Source organism: Emticicia fluvialis (assembly GCF_024793945.1).
In the GTDB taxonomy this organism is placed as follows: Bacteria; Bacteroidota; Bacteroidia; order Cytophagales; family Spirosomataceae; genus Emticicia; species Emticicia fluvialis.
Genome location: NZ_JANUSD010000007.1, coordinates 159,548 through 179,364 on the forward strand (window position 1 = coordinate 159,548; position 19,817 = coordinate 179,364).

The following is a 19,817-nucleotide window of genomic DNA, read 5'->3' on the forward strand; positions in this document are numbered from 1 at the left end:
TGTAGAATTAAACCAATTAACCAGCACTAATGGCGCATCATTGCTACTTTAATGGCCAAATCGGCTCTTCTGAGCAGACATCAGTACACATTACCGACCTGGGGCTCTTGCGTGGCTATGGTCTTTTTGATTATTTCCGCACCTATAATGGCCGCCCGTTTCAGTGGGACTGGTACTGGGAGCGTTACGAACGCTCGGCGAGGCTTCTGCGCCTGCCTAACCCGGTTCAGAAAGATGAGGCCTACAAAATAGTAATGCAACTGGTTGAGAAATCTGGTCTTGACGACTGCGCCATCCGTTTTATATTGACCGGCGGTTATTCTGAAGACAGCGTTTCGATGAGCAAACCGAATCTGCTGATTATGAGCGAAGATATTCATCCCGTAAAACCGGAAGAGTATGTAAACGGCATAAAAGTAATTGCTTATGAGTTTGTAAGAGATCTGCCAGAGGTAAAAAGTACCGACTACAAGCATTATATGATACTCCAGGCTGATATTAAAGCAGCGCAGGCGTCTGACGTACTGTATCATAAAAATGGCTTAATAAGTGAGCTGAGCAGAAGCAATGTATTTATTTTTAAAGGTGATACGCTAATAACCCCCGATACTGATATTCTGAAAGGTATTACCAGAAGAACAACCCTTGAACTGGCCAAACCTCACTTTAAAATAGAAGAAAGAGGTATTTCGTTTACCGAAATGCTTGAAGCTGATGAAGTATTTACTACCAGCACTACTAAAAGGGTGTTGCCTATTACCCGGGTTGACAATAATGTATTAGGAACCGGGAAAATTGGTGCAAAGACACAGTTTTTATTAGACCTGATTAACGAAATGGTAAAAAATTGGTAAAAAATTTATTGCCATGTCTTGCGTGGTTTGGTAAAAACTATTACTTTTGCACCCACAAGTTCAGGATTGACCCATAGTATAAGGGTAGTACAACAGATTTTGGTTCTGTATGTCTAGGTTCGAATCCTAGTGGGTCAACAAAAAACAAAAGAGGTAATTATTTGAAAATCAAGTAATTACCTCTTTTGTTTTAGGTCTGCCCGGCTCATTCTTCAGTTGAGTTTCCGGCCTTACTACCCTCGTATGAAATGGTATTGATTTTTGAAATCACTTCGTCAAGTTCATTGGCTGATGTTTCCAGATAACCTATCATCTGCTCAAACTCTTCGCTTTTTACGTCTCCTTCTTTTATTAATGATGTAATTGCCAGTATACGCGCTAAAGGCGCCCTTACCAGATGAGACTGAATCCATGAGATTTCCTTAAATTGCTCACTATTCAGCTTTTGCTCTGTAATATCTTTTGCCACACAAAATATGATGCCTTCTTCTGATGCCGGAGTGACTGCCCAGGACAGCCATTTTACTTTGCCAGATTTACATATAAATCGATTATCAAAGAAAACTGTCTTGTTTACCGTTCTTATTTCATTCACATAATTCGATACAGTTGTGTAATCGTCAGGATGTACAAAAGACATATAGGGCGTCATTAAAAGTTCTTCTTCACTATACTCAAAGGCTTTTAATGCAGCAGGGTTTAACTTCTTAAAGTTTCCGTCAAGCCCGGCGGTTACAATAATATCAGGGGCAAATCTGAATATCTGGTCTAACTCAAGCTCTACCTGTTTCCGGTATATTTCGTTACCCAGTTGCGGCCCCACACTTACAAACAGAGAATGATAGATTTTGTCAGGATTTAGGTTTTCATCCGAACCAATCAGTAAAACCCCCAGAGTTTTTCCCTGATGCGAAATAGGAATACCGTACGCCGACTTCAAGCTTGCTCGTCTGGCGTTTTCACTTCTTAAAAAATCGGTTCTTTTGTCTATATCAGACCAAAAAACCGGCTGTGATTCCATCCAAACAGTACCAGGCAAACCAGACCCTAATTCAAAACTATTAATAGAATCTGCCTCTCTGTAAAACTTAAGCGCAATATCCGTAGTAGCAAACTTGGCTGCCAGATTAATCTTTGTTTTATCAGAAGCCACCATCCAAATTTCAGCAAACTTAAAATCTCCGAACGAAACCAGTTTTTGCAAAACACTGGCCAAAATTGTATTGAGCGATTCTTCAGCACTAAATATCTTACTTATTTCTGATAAAAGCGTTTCACGGAGTTCTTCCTGCTTGCGTTTGGTTACATCTCTCTGAATGGCAATCCAGTGCGTATGTTTACCTTCAGAATCCTTCAAAGGGCTGATTGAGAAGTCGGCCCAGTAAGTTTGCCCGTCTTTTTTATAATGCAGCAGTGTAGACTCGCAAGGCTTTTTTCTCATCATAAATTCGGAAATCCTGTTAACCTCTGCTTTATCTGTCTTAGGCCCATGCAGAAATGACGGCGGCTTACCCATTACCTCTGCTTCGGTAAAGCCCGTCATGGTGCAAAAAGCCTCATTTACATAAACAGTAATTGGTAGTTTACCGGGGCTTTCGGCTACATTTGTAACCAGAACTGCATCTTTGGTATTAGTAATTACCGATTCCATCAGTTTCAATCTGTGTTCTTCGGTTTTACGCTTAGATATATCTCTTACAAACAAAACCAGGCCACTTTCAGAAGGGTAAATGCGGTTTTCTTGCCATAAATTCAACGGAGCAAAGTAATCTTCCATTACGATGTCTGTATGTTTCGTATGCGCTTCCTGAATGGCCTTGTAAGTAGCACTACCAACGGCATCCGGAAAAACCTCCCAAACGTTTTTTCCTATTAGCTCTGCCGCTGTTTTGCCAACGATTTGTTCCAGACGATTGTTGACATATACGTAGCAAAGGTTGTGGTCAAGCGCAGCAAACCCGTCTGTTATACGGCCAAGAATGCTGGCTATTTCCTGTGTTTTGGTTACAGACTCCTGCAAGGCCTCTTTCAGGTCTGTCATATCAAATACCAGAGAATAAAACCCGACTACTTTGCCATCTGCTACGTCTGGCACGTACTGTGTATGGCTTATTATTTGGGGTTTCCCGGGCCGTTCAAGCACCCGCTCAAAAGATTGCGCTTCGCCTTTTAGCACCGCATCCATCCAGGGTTTAAGTACTTTTACTTCTTCTTCTGTTAGTAAATCAGACAAATAGACCCCATCCATCTCTTCAATCGTTTTGTCAAACCACGTCCGGTACGCATTATTGGCAAACAAACATTTAAAATCGGTAGTCCAGTAGGCAATCATGGCCGGCACATTATCTGTAATGTTTCTCAGGAAACGCTTCCTTTCCCTCACCGCCTGTTCAGTTTGTTTCCGTTCGGTTAAATCAAACCGTATAGACAAATACTGCGTGGGTTTACCTTCTGTATTCAGAAAAGGAATAATGGTGGTATCAACCCAGTAATAACTCCCGTTTTTTGCTTTGTTTTTAATTTCACCTTTCCATACTTTACCATTGGCTATGGTTGTCCATAATTCTCTGATAAATTCTTTGGAATGATAGCCTGAGTTAATGATGCGATGGTCCTTTCCGATAAGTTCAGACTCCGAATAGCCTGAAATTTTGCAGAAATTGTCATTTACGTACGTAATTCTTCCTTTCTGGTCAGTTATGGCAACTATAGCCGCCTGATCAAGCGCGTACTTGTAATCAGAAAGTTCTTTTTGAGCAGACTGCTTTTCCATCAGGCAAATGGGCTTAATTGATAGGTGTTTACAGGTAAAGTATTAGTTGTAATGGTATCACAGCAGGGAGTTGAAAAATATTATAAAAGCCTGAAATTCAGAGCCTTTTACAAATATAGTAAAACCTACAAAATTAAAAAGCCTTGGAGGAGATGTTTGTGTACCGAAAAAAAAGGCAGTCTGCACAACCTGTTCTACTATTTTAGCCTTGCCCCTATAAAAGTTAGTACATCTTTACGCACACAATAACCCTACATATTTGTATATTTGGCTATACTTTTAAGTAACAATACAAACCAGACAATGAGGGATTTTTGCCGCTGAGGCAGTTTAAAGAATACTAAACTATTTATTTAACTTTTTACCAGAATGAAAAAATTAGTTTTTGCGCTACTATTGATGTGCCCCTTGAGTATGGCATTTGGCCAGACAGACACCCTTACCAGCGATAAGGCAGCCAGCTATGTTGATAAGCAGGTAACTGTAAAAGGAAAAGTAGCCGGTGCAAGACGCTTTGATTCAGGCAATGAGCGTGCACCATTTTTGCTGATTAATTTAGACGAGAATTATCCGAATAGCCCGCTTACAGTGGTGGTGTATAAAGAGGTACTTGAAAAAACCACACTGAATGCCGAAGACCTGACAGGCAAGAAAGTAGTAGCCACTGGCAAGATTAGTGTTTTCAGAGGCAGAAACCAGTTGGTGATTGAAAAAATTGAAGACCTGAAAATACTGAATTAGAAATTACACCCGATACTAAAGCAAAAGCCACTGCAAATCTTAATTACAGTGGCTTTTTTATTTGAGGTGTCTGTTATCCTATCATTAATGATTCTCTGCGGCGCATCTTTCCTGCAGGTATGCCAAACATCATTTTGAAACGACGACAGAAATAGGCAGTGTCTTTATAGCCCACTTCGTGCCCAATGGCCCGGATACTTTTCTTTGACGTACGCAGCAGATTCACGGCCGCTTCCATACGTTGGTATTCTATATAATCCTGCGGATTAATACCTGTCAGCATCTTGAAATACTGGCCTACGTAATCTTCAGAAACATTGGCTACGTTTGCCAGTTGCTTGTTAGACAAGTCTCCGGCCAGGCTGTTTTTGATGTAAGTAAAGATGTCTATCAGACGAGGGTCTTTGAAATACGTACTGTTGGTTGCCAACTGCTCAACAAACATTCTGTTTTTCAGAATATGGCGTACAATTTCAATAACTATTTCTTCTGTTTTGTTTCTGATAACACGCCCGCGGCCTACTTCATCAGAGAAATCCTCCAGCAAAATATCATGTATCAAAGATCCAAGTTTGCTGTGTTGTTTTATAAAAAACGGCGGAATGTCCAGAGATGTAAAGAAGTTTACCGAATCAAACACTTTGGCTTCAAAATTAATCAAACCAAAAGAGTTAGGTACTTTACCAATACTTGAAGAGTCTGTCATGGTCTCGAAATAACTTTCCCGACGTGTCATAAACTCTTCAAAAGAAATATTTTTAGGTTCGCCCACACCATAACTGATCGTTGCTGCTTTCCCTCCGGGAATAAACAACAAATCACCCGGCTGTACGCGCTCGTCATTCCCGGCCAGTTTCACATCACCATCGTACAAAACCAGAATTGAGTTTTCAACATCATAAACATTCTTGATCTTGATGGTTTGCAAGATTCTGATATGACGCGCTTTGGCGAATTTTACACCAAGAGATTCGATAATCTTATTGTAATCTTCCATGTTGAAGGAGCATTTTCGTGATAGCTTAGAATACTAAACGCAATGTATTAACTAATATTGGACAAAACTAATATATTTTCTCTTTTTTTGTAACAAATAGAAAACAAAAGATGTTCCTTTAATTATATTTTTTTACAACATTAAGACCTTTTTTCTAGAAAAAGTCTAATTTAACCCCTTTACAGGCCTGTTTTTTTATTATAAGTGCAAGGTAATATTCCAATATTTTTGATGTTTTATACATAAAAAAAGGCTCGAAAAGAGCCTTTTTTTATCCAACGAAATATGTGTTTTGTACTAAAGAAACCGCTGTTTACTTTAAAATTTCGCGTGCAATTACCAGCTTTTGAATCTCTGATGTGCCTTCATAAATCTGGGTAATTTTAGCGTCACGCATTAATCGTTCTACATGATACTCCTTTACGTATCCGTACCCGCCGTGTATCTGAACGGCCTCGGTAGTGGCCCACATGGCTACTTCTGAGGCAAACAATTTGGCCATGGCTGCCGCCTGAATATAATCTTTGTCTTCATCTTTTAACCGGGCAGCCTTGTATACCAGCATTCGTGCGGCTTCAATTTTGGTGGCCATTTCGGCAAGTTTAAACTGAATAGCCTGGTGCTCTGCTATTCTCATTCCGAACGCCTTTCTTTCTTTTGAATATTTAACCGACAGCTCATAGGCTCCGGAGGCTATACCCAAGGCCTGCGCAGCTATACCGATTCTACCACCGTTGAGGGTTGTCATGGCAAATTTAAAACCGAAGCCGTCTTCGCCTATTCTGTTTTCTTTAGGCACCTTTACATCAGTAAACATCAGCGAATGGGTATCAGATGAACGTATCCCCATTTTATCTTCTTTTTTGCCTACTGCAAAGCCATCCCAGCCCTTTTCAACAATCAGGCAGTTAATACCTTTGTGTTTCAATTCTACGTTGGTCTGGGCAATGACAAGCGATATAGACGATGAGTTACCGTTGGTTATCCAGTTTTTAGTGCCATTCAGCAGGTAGTGGTCGCCTTTGTCAATAGCGGTCGTTTTTTGCGAAGTGGCATCAGAGCCGGCCTCCGGTTCTGACAAACAAAACGAACCTATTACTTCGCCACTGGCCAGTTTGGTAAGATATTTCTGTTTTTGTTCTTCTGACCCGTATTTCTCAAGCCCCCAGCATACCAGTGAGTTGTTCACAGACATGATTACCGAAGCTGAAGCATCTACCTTTGATATTTCTTCCATGGCCAGCACATAAGAAATAGTATCCATACCGCCACCGCCGTATTCAGGCGATACCATCATACCCAAAAAGCCCAGCTCGCCCATCTTCTTTACTTGTTCGGCCGGGAATTTTGAATGTGTATCACGTTCAATGGCTGTTGGGAGTAATTCAGTCTGGGCAAATTCACGAGCGGCCTGCTGCACAGCCAGGTGCTCTTCTGTTAGATTAAAATTAATACCTTCTATAGTTGTAGCTGCCATGAGATTTTAGTATTGACTTTATAGTTGATGATTGGATTTAACAAAATTACAAGGAAATAAAATAGTATGCAAGCATACCATAGTACTTGCAAAGTAAAAAGTCAGCTGGTTTGCCGGCTGACTTTCATGATGGCTTATAAACCTTTGAGGATTGTCTTTAAAACCGCCTGAGCCGACCACTCCCGGTTGGCAGCCTGCTGAATAACGACAGACTGATGGTCCAGCACCTCATCGGTTACTTTCAGATTGCGGCGCACGGGCAGGCAGTGCATAAAAAGGCCATTATTTGTGAGATCCATTTTTTCTTTAGTAATCATCCACGAGGGGTCCTGGGTAAGCACTTTACCGTATTCGTTATAAGACGACCAGTTCTTACCATACACAAAATCGGCGCCTTTCAGAGCTTCATTCTGGTCATAAATCACTTTGGCATTACCTGCAAATTCAGGAGCAAGTTCATACCCATGCGGATGCGTAATCACAAACTCATAGTCTGTCTGGTTTACCCATTCGCAAAAAGAATTGGCCACAGCCTGCGGCAATGGTTTAAAATGCGGCAACCAGGTAAGCACTACCTTTGGCTTTTCTACTTTTTTATGCTCTTCAATGGTAATCAAATCGGCCAGCGACTGGCATGGGTGGCGCGTAGCCGACTCCAGATTCACAATCGGAACCCCTGCATATTGTCTGAATTTCTCCATCACCAGCTCGCGGTAATCTGCCTCTCGGTTTTGCAGGCCTGCAAAAGCTCTTACGGCAATAATATCGCAATAACTGCCTATAACAGCAGCAGCTTCTTTTACGTGTTCGGCTTTATCGCCATTCATTACTACACCGTCTTCCATTTCAAGCTGCCAGCTATCCTGCCCTACGTTCATCATCAGCACTTTCATGCCCAGGTTTTCTGCGGCTTTTTGGGTACTCAGGCGGGTTCTTAAACTCTGATTAAAAAAGATTAAACCAATGGTCTTGTTTTTTCCCAGTTCCTGTTCTGCAAAAGGCGCTTTTTTCTGACGAATCCCTTCATTCACTAAATCCCGGATATTCTCTACATCTTTCAGCGAAATAAAATTTCTCATTTTCAACTTGGCAAAAATCGAATAGTATAATTAATAAATAACGATTGTATAGTGGTTTGAATCAGGCTAACCCCGGGTCATCAGGTCTGGGGCAGGCAAATTCGCCACAAATATGGCTATTTGAAAAACAATAACAACAGGCTATTGGTTTAATTTTTTTGTCAGCAAAAACAAAGGATAACTGATAATGAGAAAGATCAGTGCATAACCGCTACTGCTGATGTCCTGATACACTGCGCCAATCAGAAACAAAATTGATATTACAATCAGTAACCAGGGTATAAAAGGATACCCCGGCACCTTGTAGGGTCTTGGTAAATCAGGCTCTTTTTTGCGTAGCATCATAATGCTGGCAAACCCCGCAATGTAGCACATCACAAAAAAGAAAACCGCAATATCTGATAGCTTCTCGCAGGTATCTTTCCCGCTTAGAATGAGCAATATTGAACAGAGTCCGGTAAGTGGCATGGCAATGGCGGGCGTGCCTCCACTGTTTACTTTTTGAGCAGCCTTGAAGAAAAGTCCGTCGCGACTCATGGAATAAATCACCCGTGGCGAGAACATAATCTGCGCATTAAGAATACCAAAAATTGAAATAGTAAGAAAGAATGTTACAATGCTGGCAGACTTGCTACCGAAAATCAGCTTTATGGCATCTGAAGCCGCCAATTTAGAGCTGGCCAGCGTTTCTATTGGCATAATGTAAAGTATTGCCAGATTTACCAGCAGGTAAATGGCTATGATTACCAGCACACCGCTGATCATAGACTTGGGCAAATTACGGGCCGGGTCTGTACTTTCTTCTGAAAAATACGCGGCCGTATGCCAGCCATCAAAAGTATAAAACACTGATTGGAGCGAAACTATGAGGCCTGTTAACAGACCAGGGCCTGCCACTTTCTGAGTGGTTTCTACCAGTTGCTGACTTTTTATTTCACCGCCATATACAAAACAAACTATTACAAAAGCAAAAAGGCCTATGGCTTTCAGAAAAGAGATAATTTCCTGAGACCTGCCGGCCGACTTGGTACCCAGCCAGTGGAAACTCATCAGCAACAACAGAATACCAATAGCCACATAGCGGACGATGGGTTCAACATCAGGCAGCATTAAAGCTATAAATTCGCTCATGGTATAGGCGCCAAAACCCAGGGCAGCCACTGTACCCAACCAGCTGGTGATACCGGTTACAAAACCCACGTAATCGCCAAAGGCACGGCGGGCATATACATACCAGGCGCCTGCTTTGGGTACCGACACGCCCAGTTCAATAGCGCACAACACACCTAAAAAAGCATAGATGCTCACCAGTATCCAAACAAGCATAATTAATGATGGGTCGCCCAGATTAGCCGCTATAGGGCCTGGTTTACGCAAAATGCCTGTTCCTATCGTTCCGCCAATGGTAACGGCAATACCAAAACCTACGCCTAGAAGTTTGAGAAGTTCACCCTTGTTTTTTTCAGAAGCCATGCTTTTGCGTCATTAATTAGAACGAATATAGCAAATAATGAAACAAATAGAAGAAAAGCAAGAATGGAAAGCCCAGAAGAATAAGAAAAACTGATTAACAGAAACAGATAAACGTCTAATTATAAAACGCTTACATACGCAAACATTTACAGAATGCTTGTTACAAAAATTTATCTATTTTGATATTAAACCCCACCCTGGCCTATATCAACAATGGGGAAGCCAGGGTGGGGCAATAACTACAACCTTACTCTTACCGCCAGCAGAAAATTGGTTCCTGCCTGCGGATAATAGAAGTTTTCTGTAACTACCTGTTGTTCATAAATATAGCTGTAGGTATAGCCATTTGATTCGTACAGATGATTGAGAATGTTATTAACCAAAAGGCTAAAGGTCATTTCTTTCACAATTTTCGGATGCACCGTAAAATTGGCACGCAAATCATTCACAAAAAAGGCGTTCAGTTTACGTTTTTGGTCTGCTGTATTATCCATGTACTGCTTACCTACATACTTAGGCAGCCAGGTGAATTCAAGATTTTTTACCGGGGCAAAAGACAACTGCCCACCAGCTATCACATTAGGCGAAAACGAAATATCTGTTTTTGTGTACTGATTAACTTTATCGGCGCCACCATCGTAATTCACCACGGTTTCGGTAAAATTTTTAATTTTATTCTGGCTGAATGTAGCATTGGCGTTTAGTCTCCATTTTGGGGCAAAATTCCAGTTGGCTACCAGCTCAATACCTGCTCTGTAGCTTTTCGGAACATTCACCCGTATGGCCTCACCTACTCCGTTTACCTGCCCGGTCAATACCAGCTGGTTACGGTAGTTCATATAATAGAAGTTGGCATCAAAGCTCAGTTTCTGGTTTGCCCAGCGATACCCGGCCTCTAAATCTTCCAGATGCTCGGGTTTCGGTGCTTTTACGTTATCCACAAAGTCGGTGCGGTTAGGCTCTTTATTACCTACGGCATAAGAAGCATATATAGATGCCCCGGCGCTTAACTGATAATTCATCCCGACTTTTGGGTTAAAGAAAGAAAAAGAAGTATTTCGGGTAATATCCTGCAGTTTGTCGGCAATTCCTTTCATATCATACCCAACGGTGCGGTACTGCACGTCGCCAAACAGATTGAACCGGTCTGATAACTGATAATATACCTTACCGAAAATGTTAAAATCGGTTTTAAGAGACCTGCTGGTGTACCATCGGTAATCGTTAGCAGGTGTTTCGGCCAGCTTTGTCCAGATTACTTCGCCGAAATGATGCCCATCATATTTGTTCCAAGCCCCACCTATATTGGCTGAAAGCTTCTTATTACTCTGGTAATCGAAAGAGTAAGTTATTCCATAAAAATGATTGTCGAGCCATTTACGGCGCACCAGGTTGGTAGAGGTAATGGTATCTCCGCCTATTATCACATTGGGTAGTTTATAGCTGGCAAGTGCGTCATCTGACCTGAACTGCTCATAGTAACCTTTACCACGCGTATAATGCAAAGTCGGATTGAACGTCCAGCGCTCGCTTAATTTAAAAGACGAAATCAATTGGTAATTATCCTGCTGATAATTATCAACCTGGTTAGGATACGTGTAAGGGTTGTATGTACGATTGGTTTTCAGAAGTTTCTCGGGCACCCCCTCCCAGGCCTGATAAGTAACTTCTTTCCCTGAGAAGATATTCAATCTGATAAAATTACTTTTGTTGTAGTAGCCCGTTGAAAAATAGAAAGATTTCAGGTCTGAACTGGCTCTGTCGATGTATCCGTCTGAAGATAATTTCGATAACCGGGCATCAACCACAAAATGGTTGTTTAGCAGCCCTGTACTTGCCAGCACATTGGCTTTCATGGTGTTGAAAGAGCCATAAGACAGGTTAGTCTCGCCAAAGGCCTCACGCTCATATCCTAAAGTGCTGATGTTCAGGCTGGCTCCGAAAGCCCCTGCGCCATTGGTAGAAGTACCTACCCCTCGCTGCACCTGAATACTTTGAACACTGGACGCAAAGTCTGGCATATTTACCCAGAAAGTACCCTGAGACTCTGAATCATTGTAAGGAACACCGTTAAGGGTTACGTTAATTCGGGTGGGGTCTGACCCACGGATCCGGATACCGGTGTAGCCTACCCCCGCTCCGGCATCAGAACTGACCACTACTGACGGCAACTGATTGAGCAGAAAAGGTAAATCCTGCCCCAGATTCTGCTTTCTGATATCCCGCTGATATACGTTTGTGAACGCCATACCGGTTTTTTCGTTGGCACGTGTAGACCTCACCACTACTTCGTTCAGCTCTTTGATTTTGGTAGAGTCCTGAGCATTGGCTGAAAAAACTACCATGTTCATCAGCAAGACAACCGAAACGGTTCCCTGAAAAGATTTAGATAGGTTTAAAAGAAAACTGGTAACACTTTTTGTTAATTTTTTCATTGTATCACGAAAATTTTAACAAGGCAAAGGAGTAAAATCTTGTGAGCCCATGAGGCTCATTTGGTTAAACAAAATTTTAAATGGAAAACAATAGTTCTGCAGGTGCGCATCCTCCAGTACTATTCTCTGTCCCTTCGGCAGAATTACCTGCATCAGGTTCAATGGGTATAATCTCAGCCCGTTATATTAAGGCACCCCTTTTGAGATAAGTTGTGCAAAGAAAACGTTTTTTTTAGAAATCTTGTTTATATTAGTGATAGAAATTTATAGCACAAATGGAATTGTTGACGTAATCCGAAAGTAAATTACCCTGTGTGGTATAGATTTTGTGCTGTTTTTATTTTAAAGAGAAGATACTATGACTCAGTTTATGGTGGAATTTGATTTGCCAGTGCCTTTCCCTGAAAGTTTCATTGCAAAAATTCCTTATCAAAGAATTGCTGTTAATCAATTGCTGGAAGATGGCAAATTGCACTCTTATGCGTTGTCTTCAGACAGAAGCAGACTATGGTGTATTGTAAACGCCCAGGATGAACTGGAGGTAATGGATATTATTTCTGAATTTCCGTTAATAGATTATATGTCTCATACCATTACCGAATTAATGTTTAATAATTCGGTAGTAATGAAAGTTCCTACTTTTTCACTGAACTAACATCTTTTGGTGGCCTGCTTAACAGGCCACTTATATTCTTGCCTAAAATCTCATGCCCAATTTTCTTATCACTAATAATTTAGCTCTTCCAGAGAATTACTCGATTGTTGAACTGGATGGTAATAAAACACAGACACTCAGAGGCTTTTATGAAGAAATTGCCGATGCACTGGCGTTTCCGGAAGAGTTTGGTTTCACGCTTGATGAACTAGACGAAATGCTAAGCGATTTGTCGTGGCTGGAAGACGAAAAAATTGTACTGTATATTTCTCCTTCCGACGTTTTCATTGAAAAAGAGAGGAACCCCGAGAAAACCGGAACCCTGCTAAATTTGCTGGATGCCATTTGTGAAGACTGGCGTTGGGCAGATGACGAAGAAGACTTGCCCAAAAAAGAACTGATTTTTGCTTTTTTAGAAAGTGCCAGAATTAAAGAACTATTGACTAAACAGGAAATTACTTTTAGAAGCGAATGAATTTTTTCTTGAGAAAATGGCAGGCAGGAGACGAGCCATCTTTGGCAGAAAACGCAAATAATTACCGTATCTGGAGGAATCTGAAAGATATATTTCCGCACCCTTATACCATTACTGATGCTTTTGAGTGGGTTAAACTTGCCCGAAATACAGCAGAAAACCTGGCTATAGTAGTAGAAAACAAGGCTGTTGGCGGCATAGGTATTCTGCTAAAGGAAGATATTTATTGCCGAAATGCCGAAATTGGGTACTGGCTCGGAGAACCCTACTGGAACAAAGGCATCATGTCTGCAGCCATTGAAGAAGTAACTGACTTTACCTTTGCCAACTACCCCATTCACCGCATCTACGCCGGTGTTTTCGAATATAATACCGGTTCGATGCGTGCCTTGCAAAAGGCGGGTTACGAAAAAGAGGCAGTTCTCAAGCACGCTCTGTTTAAAGAAGGGCAATTATATGATGAACATATTTTTGCCCGTTACCGACCCTGACATCAAATTGCTTCAACTTTTATGTGCTTGGTTTCAAGGTATTCAAAAACAGCATTTCGCGATAACTCTACCCCATAACCTGAGTCTTTCCAACCTGCATAAGGTGCATAATTAGTATTTACTGCGCCACTGTTAACACAAACGGTTCCGGCTTCAAGCGCGTCTCCCAGGTGCATACTCGTTTTAAAATCCTTCGTAAAGGCGTAGGCCACCAACCCATAGTTGGTATCATTAGCTTTGTTAACAGCCTCTTCCAGCGTTTCAAAGGTCTCAACCGCCACCACACAACCAAAGGTTTCTTCCTGCATTACCTTCATGCCCGCATGGCAGTTGTCAAGTATGGTTGGCATAAAATAAAACCCCTTTTCATATTGCCCGCCTTCGGGGGCTCTGCCACCTGTAACTAATGATGCGCCTTTGCCAATGGCGTCTTCAATGTGCTGTTTTGTGGTTGTAATACCGTCAGCAGTAGCCATAGGTCCCAGGTCTGCTGCGCCGTCGGTAACTCCGTCGCCAATGGTCAGTTTCTCTGCATTTTTCTTTAGTTCAGCTACCAGACTCTGATGCTTTGATACATGCACATACACCCTGTTAATACTACTGCACGACTGCCCCATGTTCCTGAATCCTTTGTAGGCAATAACAGCAGCCGCATTTATAATGTCGGCATCTGCACACACAATGGCGGGACATTGGCCGCCGAGTTCAAGCGATATTTTTTTCAGATAGGGCGCTACCGTCTGCATCAGTTTTTTTCCGGTGGCAGTAGAGCCGGTCATGGCTACTTTCTTTACCAGTGGATGTTTCACAAGCACATCACCTACTACTGACCCCTGCCCCGTTAATACACTGATTACCCTGGCCGGAATGCCCCCCTCTACTAATGCCATGCAAAAAGCCATAGGCGACAAAGGCGTAACTGTTGTGGGCTTAACCACAACCGAACAGCCAACAGCTAATGCCGGCCCGAGTTTCCACGACAACAAAGAAACCGGGTAGTTCCAGGGAGTTATTAATGCACAAACCCCAACCGGATAATATTTTACTATTGAAAAAACACCTGCCTTCTCTGTCTGATTTACATATCCCTCTACGCGTACAGCTTCTGAAGCGAAGTACTCGATGGTATCGCAGGAACCGATAATTTCTGCTTTGGCCTGGTTGAAAGGCTTCCCCTGCTCTAATGCCATCAGCATACCTATGCGGTCGGCCTGTGTGCGCACATAGGCAGCAGCTTTTTTAATGATGCTTTCACGCTGATAAGCCGTCAGTTTTGCCCATTCTTTATAGCCAGCCTGCGCGGTTTCAACCGCTTTGCTGATGTCATTGGCGGTAGCCCGGGCAATGGAGGCAATAGGCTCTCTGTTGGCAGGAGAAAAGATAGTGATGGTCGATTCATCTTCGGCCGGAACAGACTGGCCGTCAATAAAAAGACCCCATGCCTGCCCTTTCAGGCTATTTGATAATTCTGTATTCATGGGTTGTTTTTACAAATTCGGATTAATACTCACTTTCAGCGCTTCGCCAGATTCCATCAGGGAGAATGCTTCCGTAATACTGCCCAGTGGCAGCGTATGGGTTACTATCTTATCTGCCGGGAAATCCTTTTTCTGAACCAAGGCCGTGGCTGCCTGAAAATCACTCATTTTTTCTGAATAAGACCCGCTGATGCGTAGTTCTTTGTAATGCAGATGATTGGTATTAAGCATAGCAAAAGGATTGGTTTTTGGTAAACCGCCAAAAAACTCTACCCTGCCTGCTTTGCCGGCTATCTCAAGGGCATCGGCCTGTGCCTGTGCTACACTCACGGCTACAATTACCACATCATAACCCAATCCGTCGGTTAGTTCTTGTGCCATTTCCAGATGGCTGCCTTCTTTTTCGGCTTTTACCGTGTGGTCAATATCAAAAGTAGTTGCCTTATCCAGCCTTGCTTGCATTACATCAAACATATCTACCTGCTGCGCTCCCTGATACCGTGACACCAGCGCGTGCATCACGCCTATTGGCCCGGCACCAATAATGGCAACTTTGTCTTTCAGGCCTACTTCCAGCCTGCCTCGGCCGTGGGCGTTTATTACACAGCCCAAAGGTTCGGCAAGACTCAGAGGCCCTGCGGGTAATTCTTCGCTTACTTTAAACAACTGCCTGCGGCGCACAGCTTTGGCTGGTACTTTCATAAAAGGAGCAAACGCGCCGTCGAGATGATACGACATCGTAGTACGGCTTTGGCAAAGGTTCTCTCTTCCTGCTTTGCAGTAACGGCATTCGCCACAAGACAAAACAATGTACATCAACACTCTGTCGCCCACCTTTATATCAGTATCCTTACTTCTTGACTCCACCACTCTTCCACAAAATTCATGGCCTAATATACGGGGCGGTGTAATTTTCTTATCTCCGTGCCGGTAAGTGCGTAAATCTGTTCCGCACACATTACATGCTTCAATTTCAAGCAGCACTTCGCCATCCTCCAAAGTCGGCATGGCTACCTCTTCTATTATTATGGCTTCTTTCCCTTTGTAAACTGCGGCTTTCACTTTAAAATCTTTAAAAATTGACAATCATTTTTAAGCCAACTTGTCTATACAAGTCAACAATTACAAATGTAAGTTTCTATTGAGCCACAGACAAGGTTTTTAGAATAAAATTTCAGAAATAGATGCTTTACAATCATTAATTATTTGAAAAAACGTATATAAAAATAACCTTACTCCGATAAAAATTTTGCTTTTAATAGATTAGTATTATCTTTTTTTCGATAGTTTTGAAAAATATACCATAACAAACTCATAAAAACCTAAATATCTAAACACCCATGAGTAATTCGCTTTTTCGCAGGAAAGATGTCAGTAAAGCAATTCAGGAATCAGAATCGGGCGACAAAAGCCAATCACTGGCACGCATTCTTGGCGTAAGAGACCTTACAGTGCTGGGCATAGCGGCCATTATCGGTGCTGGTATATTCAGTACAATAGGGCTGGCCAGCTTCAACGGTGGCCCTGCCGTATCACTTCTTTTTGTATTTGTGGCCATAGCCTGTGTATTTACAGCGCTTAGCTATGCACAATTTGCCTCAATGGTACCCGTTAGCGGTAGTGCCTACACTTATGCTTATGTTTCGTTTGGAGAAGTACTGGCCTGGATTATCGGCTGGGCGCTAATTCTTGAATACGCCGTATCTAACATGGTAGTGGCCATCTCTTGGTCTAGCTATTTTGTATCTATGCTGGCTGGTTTCGGCATAAAATTTCCTATGTGGCTGGCTATTGACTATACATCTGCCAAAGAAGCCTACCAGGCCGTTAAGGCGGGCGGCGCCGGCATAACCAGTGGCGATCAACTTCTGGCAACGGCCTTTAGCGAAGCCCCAGACCTGGGGTTCATCAAGGTTATATTTAATCTGCCTGCTGGTCTTATTACAGTTCTTATTACCTCGCTTTGTTATATTGGTATCAAAGAGACGCGCAATGCCAGCAATATACTGGTTGCATTAAAAATGGGTGTTATTCTGCTTGTTATTCTGGCAGGCGCCTTTTATATAAAACCGGCAAACTGGTCGCCTTTTGCGCCCAATGGCATAGAGGGCGTTTTAAGTGGTGTAGCTTCCGTTTTCTTTGCATTTATTGGTTTCGACTCTATCTCTACTACTGCCGAAGAAGCCAAGAATCCTCAGAAAGACTTACCAAGAGCCATGTTGCTCTGTCTGCTTATCTGTACTGTATTATATGTGCTGATAACCACCGTACTTACCGGTATGGTTAACTATAAGGAACTGAACGTGGCCGACCCCCTTGCCTATGTTTTCTCAAAAGTAGGCTTTGATTTTGTAGCCGGGGTTATTTCAGTAAGCGCCGTGGTGGCTATTACCAGTGCCTTGCTGGCCTATCAGATTGGCCAACCACGCATCTGGATGGCTATGAGCCGCGATGGGCTGATAGGTAAAAAATTCGGCGAAATTCACCCTAAGTTCAAAACACCTGGTTTTGCTACCATAGTTACCGGCTTTTTGGTAGCGGTGCCTTCGCTTTTCTTCAAAATGAGTTTCTTTGTAGACCTTACCAGTGTGGGCACTTTCTTTGCCTTTATTCTGGTTTGTGCCGGCGTTTTGTATCTCGACACCAAAGGCCTAAGCAAAGATGCCAAATTCAAAATTCCTTATATTAATGCCAAATACCTTACTGCCTTGCTGATGCTGGTTGCATTATACATGACCTATAGAAATGGAAACCTGGTACAACATCTGGAAGCGAGACCCCTGCTGGTAGTATTCTGGCTGGTATGGCTAACCCTCTCTGTGTTTAGCTTTAAGCACAATTTCTCTTTATTACCTGTGTTGGGTATCTTAACCAACCTGTATCTGATGACAGAACTGGGCTGGTCTAACTGGCGCATGTTTATTATCTGGATGTTACTGGGATTGGTTATTTATTTTACTTACGGCTACCAGAACAGTAAGCTGGCTAAGCAATCATGAAAAAGATTGATAAACTTGCCTGGATACGCGTAGAAAACAGAAAGATATTAAGCACCAGAAGCAAAGGGAAAGATGTCTTTTATTTTCCGGGCGGTAAAAGAGAGCCTGACGAAAGCGATGAAGCCGCATTGCTGAGAGAAATACAAGAAGAACTAACCGTTGATTTGCTGCCGGATTCTTTACGTTTCTTCGGAAAATTTGAGGCACAGGCACACGGCCATGCAGAAGGCACATTGGTTATAATGACCTGCTACGAAGCAGATTATAAAGGAACCCTGACCCCCGCCGCTGAAATTGATGAAATTGCCTGGCTTGGTTACGCTGACAGGCTCAGAAGTTCTGCTGTTGACCAGCTCATTTTCAGATACCTGAAAGAGCGTGACTTAATAGATTAACCGACATTCTATCAATAAACCTTAACAAGAAAAAATTGGCAAATTTTAAGAAAGAAATCCGCCTTTACGATGCTGTGATGCTCGTGTCGGGGTCTATGATTGGCTCCGGAATATTCATTGTCAGTGCTGATATTGCACGGCAGGTTGGTTCTTCGGGTTGGCTTTTGGCATCCTGGTTACTGGCAGGTGTACTAACCATGACAGGCGCCTTGTGCTATGGCGAACTAACGGCTATGTTTCCGCATGCCGGCGGGCAATATGTATTTCTTCAGAAAGCCTATGGCAAACTAACGGGTTTTCTTTACGGCTGGTCTTTCTTTGCCGTTATCCAGACGGGTACCATTGCAGCAGTTGCGGTGGCTTTTGCCAAGTATTCGGGTGTGCTTTTCCCTGATTTCATCAGTGATAAACACGAGATTTTTGTTTTAGGTGATACTTCTTTTAAACTTACAACGCAGCGTTTACTGGCTATTGTAAGCATCATTATTCTTACTTATGCCAATACCAGAGGGGTAAAGGAGGGTAAGATTATTCAGAATATATTCAGCACTACCAAACTCGGAGCCATTGCCATGCTCATTATTCTGGGCTTTATTCTCGGAGCCAATGCCGACATTATTTCGCAGAATTTCTCTCATATATTTGATGCAACCAGCACCGCAAAAACAGGTGACGAGTGGGTAACTACGGCCATAGGCGGATTTACTATTATTCTGGCTCTGGGCGTAACACAGGTAGGAACCTTGTTTTCAAGTGATGCCTGGAACGGATTAACATTTGCCGGAGATGAGGTGGTAGAACCCAGAAAAACTATTCCGAGAGGACTGGCCATTGGCACCATGCTGGTAACTGTTCTGTATCTGTTAATGAACGTGGCTTATCTTTGTATTTTGCCTCTGAAAGGAGACCCTAACGGCATTGATGTGCTCAGCAGAGGTATTCAGTTTGCCAGCGAAGACCGCGTGGCTGCGGCCGCGGCCAATCTGATAGGTGGCCAGGGCTTTTCTATTGTAGTGGCCTTGTTAATTATGATTTCTACTTTCGGGTGTAACAATGGCCTTATATTATCGGGGTCAAGGGTTTATTATACAATGGCCAGAGATGGACTATTTTTTAAGAATTTCAGTAAGTTGTCTGACAGAGGTGTACCCAAAAATGCCCTTTGGTGGCAATGTTTCTGGGCTAGCTTCTTGTGCCTGACAGGTAAATATGGCGACTTACTTGATTACCTGATGGGCGTGGTTATTTTGTTTTATGCCTTTACTATTTACGGCATCTTTATTTTACGCCGCAAAATGCCCGATGCCGAACGCCCTATCAAAGCGCCGGGGTATCCTGTTATTCCAATGTTGTATGTAATTGTGGCTTCGGCCATTGTTCTGATACTAATTAAAGAAAAACCACAATTTACTTATCCGGGGCTGGGCATAGTTGCGCTAGGCATACCGGTATATTTGTGGTTTAACCGGAAATCGTAAAAAGCTTATGTTTATAA

At 42.6% G+C, this 19,817-nt stretch carries 16 protein-coding genes, 1 tRNA gene and 1 riboswitch; of the genes, 9 read left to right on the forward strand and 8 right to left on the reverse strand.

Annotated features, from left to right (window positions below; all coding sequences use genetic code 11):
- Positions 1-29 precede the first annotated feature (29 nt).
- Both NZ848_RS10145 and NZ848_RS10150 read left to right on the forward strand, forming a co-directional pair.
- Positions 30-854 carry an aminotransferase class IV gene (locus NZ848_RS10145; protein WP_259015399.1) on the forward strand — a complete coding sequence of 275 codons (825 nt, stop codon included), beginning with the start codon at positions 30-32 and terminating at the stop codon, positions 852-854.
- Positions 855-921: 67 nt separating this feature from the next.
- A tRNA-Gln gene (locus tag NZ848_RS10150) sits at positions 922-992 on the forward strand.
- A 67-nt stretch (positions 993-1,059) separates the two neighbouring features.
- On the opposite strand, the gene NZ848_RS10155 is transcribed toward NZ848_RS10150, so the two are convergent.
- Positions 1,060-3,627 (reverse strand): PAS domain S-box protein, encoded by a 2,568-nt coding sequence (locus tag NZ848_RS10155; protein WP_259015400.1) that lies wholly within the window; start codon positions 3,625-3,627, stop codon positions 1,060-1,062.
- 369 nt (positions 3,628-3,996) lie between these two features.
- Between NZ848_RS10155 and NZ848_RS10160 the strand changes: the two genes are divergently transcribed.
- Positions 3,997-4,368 carry a hypothetical protein gene (locus tag NZ848_RS10160; protein WP_253531028.1) on the forward strand — a complete coding sequence of 124 codons (372 nt, stop codon included), beginning with the start codon at positions 3,997-3,999 and terminating at the stop codon, positions 4,366-4,368.
- Between the two features lie 73 nt (positions 4,369-4,441).
- Here NZ848_RS10160 and NZ848_RS10165 read toward each other — a convergent pair whose 3' ends face one another.
- The 5 genes from NZ848_RS10165 to NZ848_RS10185 all read right to left on the reverse strand — a co-directional run bounded on the left by NZ848_RS10165 (position 4,442) and on the right by NZ848_RS10185 (position 11,829).
- Positions 4,442-5,365 (reverse strand): helix-turn-helix domain-containing protein, encoded by a 924-nt coding sequence (locus NZ848_RS10165; protein WP_101724631.1) that lies wholly within the window; start codon positions 5,363-5,365, stop codon positions 4,442-4,444.
- A 313-nt stretch (positions 5,366-5,678) separates the two neighbouring features.
- The gene (locus tag NZ848_RS10170) at positions 5,679-6,842 is read right to left on the reverse strand and encodes an acyl-CoA dehydrogenase (RefSeq protein ID WP_309600827.1); all 1,164 of its coding nucleotides are present in this window, start codon (positions 6,840-6,842) and stop codon (positions 5,679-5,681) included.
- A gap of 134 nt (positions 6,843-6,976) precedes the next feature.
- The gene (locus NZ848_RS10175) at positions 6,977-7,921 is read right to left on the reverse strand and encodes an N-acetylornithine carbamoyltransferase (protein WP_259015401.1); all 945 of its coding nucleotides are present in this window, start codon (positions 7,919-7,921) and stop codon (positions 6,977-6,979) included.
- 141 nt (positions 7,922-8,062) lie between these two features.
- Positions 8,063-9,394 carry an APC family permease gene (locus NZ848_RS10180; protein WP_259015402.1) on the reverse strand — a complete coding sequence of 444 codons (1,332 nt, stop codon included), beginning with the start codon at positions 9,392-9,394 and terminating at the stop codon, positions 8,063-8,065.
- Between the two features lie 239 nt (positions 9,395-9,633).
- Complete coding sequence (locus tag NZ848_RS10185) at positions 9,634-11,829, reverse strand: TonB-dependent receptor (protein ID WP_259015403.1); 2,196 nt, start codon at positions 11,827-11,829, stop codon at positions 9,634-9,636.
- Between the two features lie 111 nt (positions 11,830-11,940).
- Positions 11,941-12,038, reverse strand: a riboswitch (TPP riboswitch).
- A gap of 149 nt (positions 12,039-12,187) precedes the next feature.
- On the opposite strand from NZ848_RS10185, the gene NZ848_RS10190 reads away from it, so the two are divergent.
- From NZ848_RS10190 to NZ848_RS10200, 3 genes are read left to right on the forward strand one after another with little or no spacing between them, the layout of a single operon-like run.
- Positions 12,188-12,484 carry a muconolactone Delta-isomerase family protein gene (locus NZ848_RS10190; protein ID WP_101724636.1) on the forward strand — a complete coding sequence of 99 codons (297 nt, stop codon included), beginning with the start codon at positions 12,188-12,190 and terminating at the stop codon, positions 12,482-12,484.
- 52 nt (positions 12,485-12,536) lie between these two features.
- Positions 12,537-12,959, forward strand: coding sequence for a barstar family protein (locus NZ848_RS10195; RefSeq protein ID WP_259015404.1), 423 nt, complete (start codon positions 12,537-12,539; stop codon positions 12,957-12,959).
- Positions 12,956-13,450, forward strand: coding sequence for a GNAT family N-acetyltransferase (locus NZ848_RS10200; RefSeq protein ID WP_259015405.1), 495 nt, complete (start codon positions 12,956-12,958; stop codon positions 13,448-13,450). The genes NZ848_RS10195 and NZ848_RS10200 overlap by 4 nt, the downstream gene beginning before the upstream one ends.
- Before the next feature lie 2 nt (positions 13,451-13,452).
- Here NZ848_RS10200 and NZ848_RS10205 read toward each other — a convergent pair whose 3' ends face one another.
- Positions 13,453-14,928 (reverse strand): aldehyde dehydrogenase family protein, encoded by a 1,476-nt coding sequence (locus NZ848_RS10205; RefSeq protein ID WP_253531054.1) that lies wholly within the window; start codon positions 14,926-14,928, stop codon positions 13,453-13,455.
- Positions 14,929-14,937: 9 nt separating this feature from the next.
- Positions 14,938-15,990 (reverse strand): alcohol dehydrogenase catalytic domain-containing protein, encoded by a 1,053-nt coding sequence (locus NZ848_RS10210; protein WP_259015407.1) that lies wholly within the window; start codon positions 15,988-15,990, stop codon positions 14,938-14,940.
- 278 nt (positions 15,991-16,268) lie between these two features.
- Here NZ848_RS10210 and NZ848_RS10215 point away from each other — a divergent pair, with 278 nt between their 5' ends.
- From NZ848_RS10215 to NZ848_RS10225, 3 genes are read left to right on the forward strand one after another with little or no spacing between them, the layout of a single operon-like run.
- Positions 16,269-17,927, forward strand: a complete 1,659-nt coding sequence (locus NZ848_RS10215; protein WP_259015408.1) for an amino acid permease — start codon at positions 16,269-16,271, stop codon at positions 17,925-17,927.
- The gene (locus tag NZ848_RS10220; RefSeq protein WP_259015409.1) at positions 17,924-18,322 is read left to right on the forward strand and encodes an NUDIX hydrolase; all 399 of its coding nucleotides are present in this window, start codon (positions 17,924-17,926) and stop codon (positions 18,320-18,322) included. The genes NZ848_RS10215 and NZ848_RS10220 overlap by 4 nt, the downstream gene beginning before the upstream one ends.
- A 35-nt stretch (positions 18,323-18,357) precedes the next feature.
- Positions 18,358-19,800, forward strand: a complete 1,443-nt coding sequence (locus NZ848_RS10225; protein WP_259015410.1) for an APC family permease — start codon at positions 18,358-18,360, stop codon at positions 19,798-19,800.
- The last annotated feature ends 17 nt before the right edge of the window (positions 19,801-19,817 follow it).

What these genes read in the sequence shown, in the direction of transcription:
- NZ848_RS10180 (WP_259015402.1), bottom strand. Translation starts at nt 9,394, where the DNA reads ATGGCTTCTGAAAAAAACAAGGGTGAACTTCTCAAACTTCTAGGCGTA.
- NZ848_RS10165 (WP_101724631.1), bottom strand. Translation starts at nt 5,365, where the DNA reads ATGGAAGATTACAATAAGATTATCGAATCTCTTGGTGTAAAATTCGCC.
- NZ848_RS10145 (WP_259015399.1), top strand. Translation starts at nt 30, where the DNA reads ATGGCGCATCATTGCTACTTTAATGGCCAAATCGGCTCTTCTGAGCAG.
- NZ848_RS10160 (WP_253531028.1), top strand. Translation starts at nt 3,997, where the DNA reads ATGAAAAAATTAGTTTTTGCGCTACTATTGATGTGCCCCTTGAGTATG.
- NZ848_RS10170 (WP_309600827.1), bottom strand. Translation starts at nt 6,842, where the DNA reads ATGGCAGCTACAACTATAGAAGGTATTAATTTTAATCTAACAGAAGAG.
- NZ848_RS10185 (WP_259015403.1), bottom strand. Translation starts at nt 11,829, where the DNA reads ATGAAAAAATTAACAAAAAGTGTTACCAGTTTTCTTTTAAACCTATCT.
- NZ848_RS10175 (WP_259015401.1), bottom strand. Translation starts at nt 7,921, where the DNA reads ATGAGAAATTTTATTTCGCTGAAAGATGTAGAGAATATCCGGGATTTA.
- NZ848_RS10220 (WP_259015409.1), top strand. Translation starts at nt 17,924, where the DNA reads ATGAAAAAGATTGATAAACTTGCCTGGATACGCGTAGAAAACAGAAAG.
- NZ848_RS10190 (WP_101724636.1), top strand. Translation starts at nt 12,188, where the DNA reads ATGACTCAGTTTATGGTGGAATTTGATTTGCCAGTGCCTTTCCCTGAA.
- NZ848_RS10155 (WP_259015400.1), bottom strand. Translation starts at nt 3,627, where the DNA reads ATGGAAAAGCAGTCTGCTCAAAAAGAACTTTCTGATTACAAGTACGCG.
- NZ848_RS10195 (WP_259015404.1), top strand. Translation starts at nt 12,537, where the DNA reads ATGCCCAATTTTCTTATCACTAATAATTTAGCTCTTCCAGAGAATTAC.
- NZ848_RS10205 (WP_253531054.1), bottom strand. Translation starts at nt 14,928, where the DNA reads ATGAATACAGAATTATCAAATAGCCTGAAAGGGCAGGCATGGGGTCTT.
- NZ848_RS10215 (WP_259015408.1), top strand. Translation starts at nt 16,269, where the DNA reads ATGAGTAATTCGCTTTTTCGCAGGAAAGATGTCAGTAAAGCAATTCAG.
- NZ848_RS10200 (WP_259015405.1), top strand. Translation starts at nt 12,956, where the DNA reads ATGAATTTTTTCTTGAGAAAATGGCAGGCAGGAGACGAGCCATCTTTG.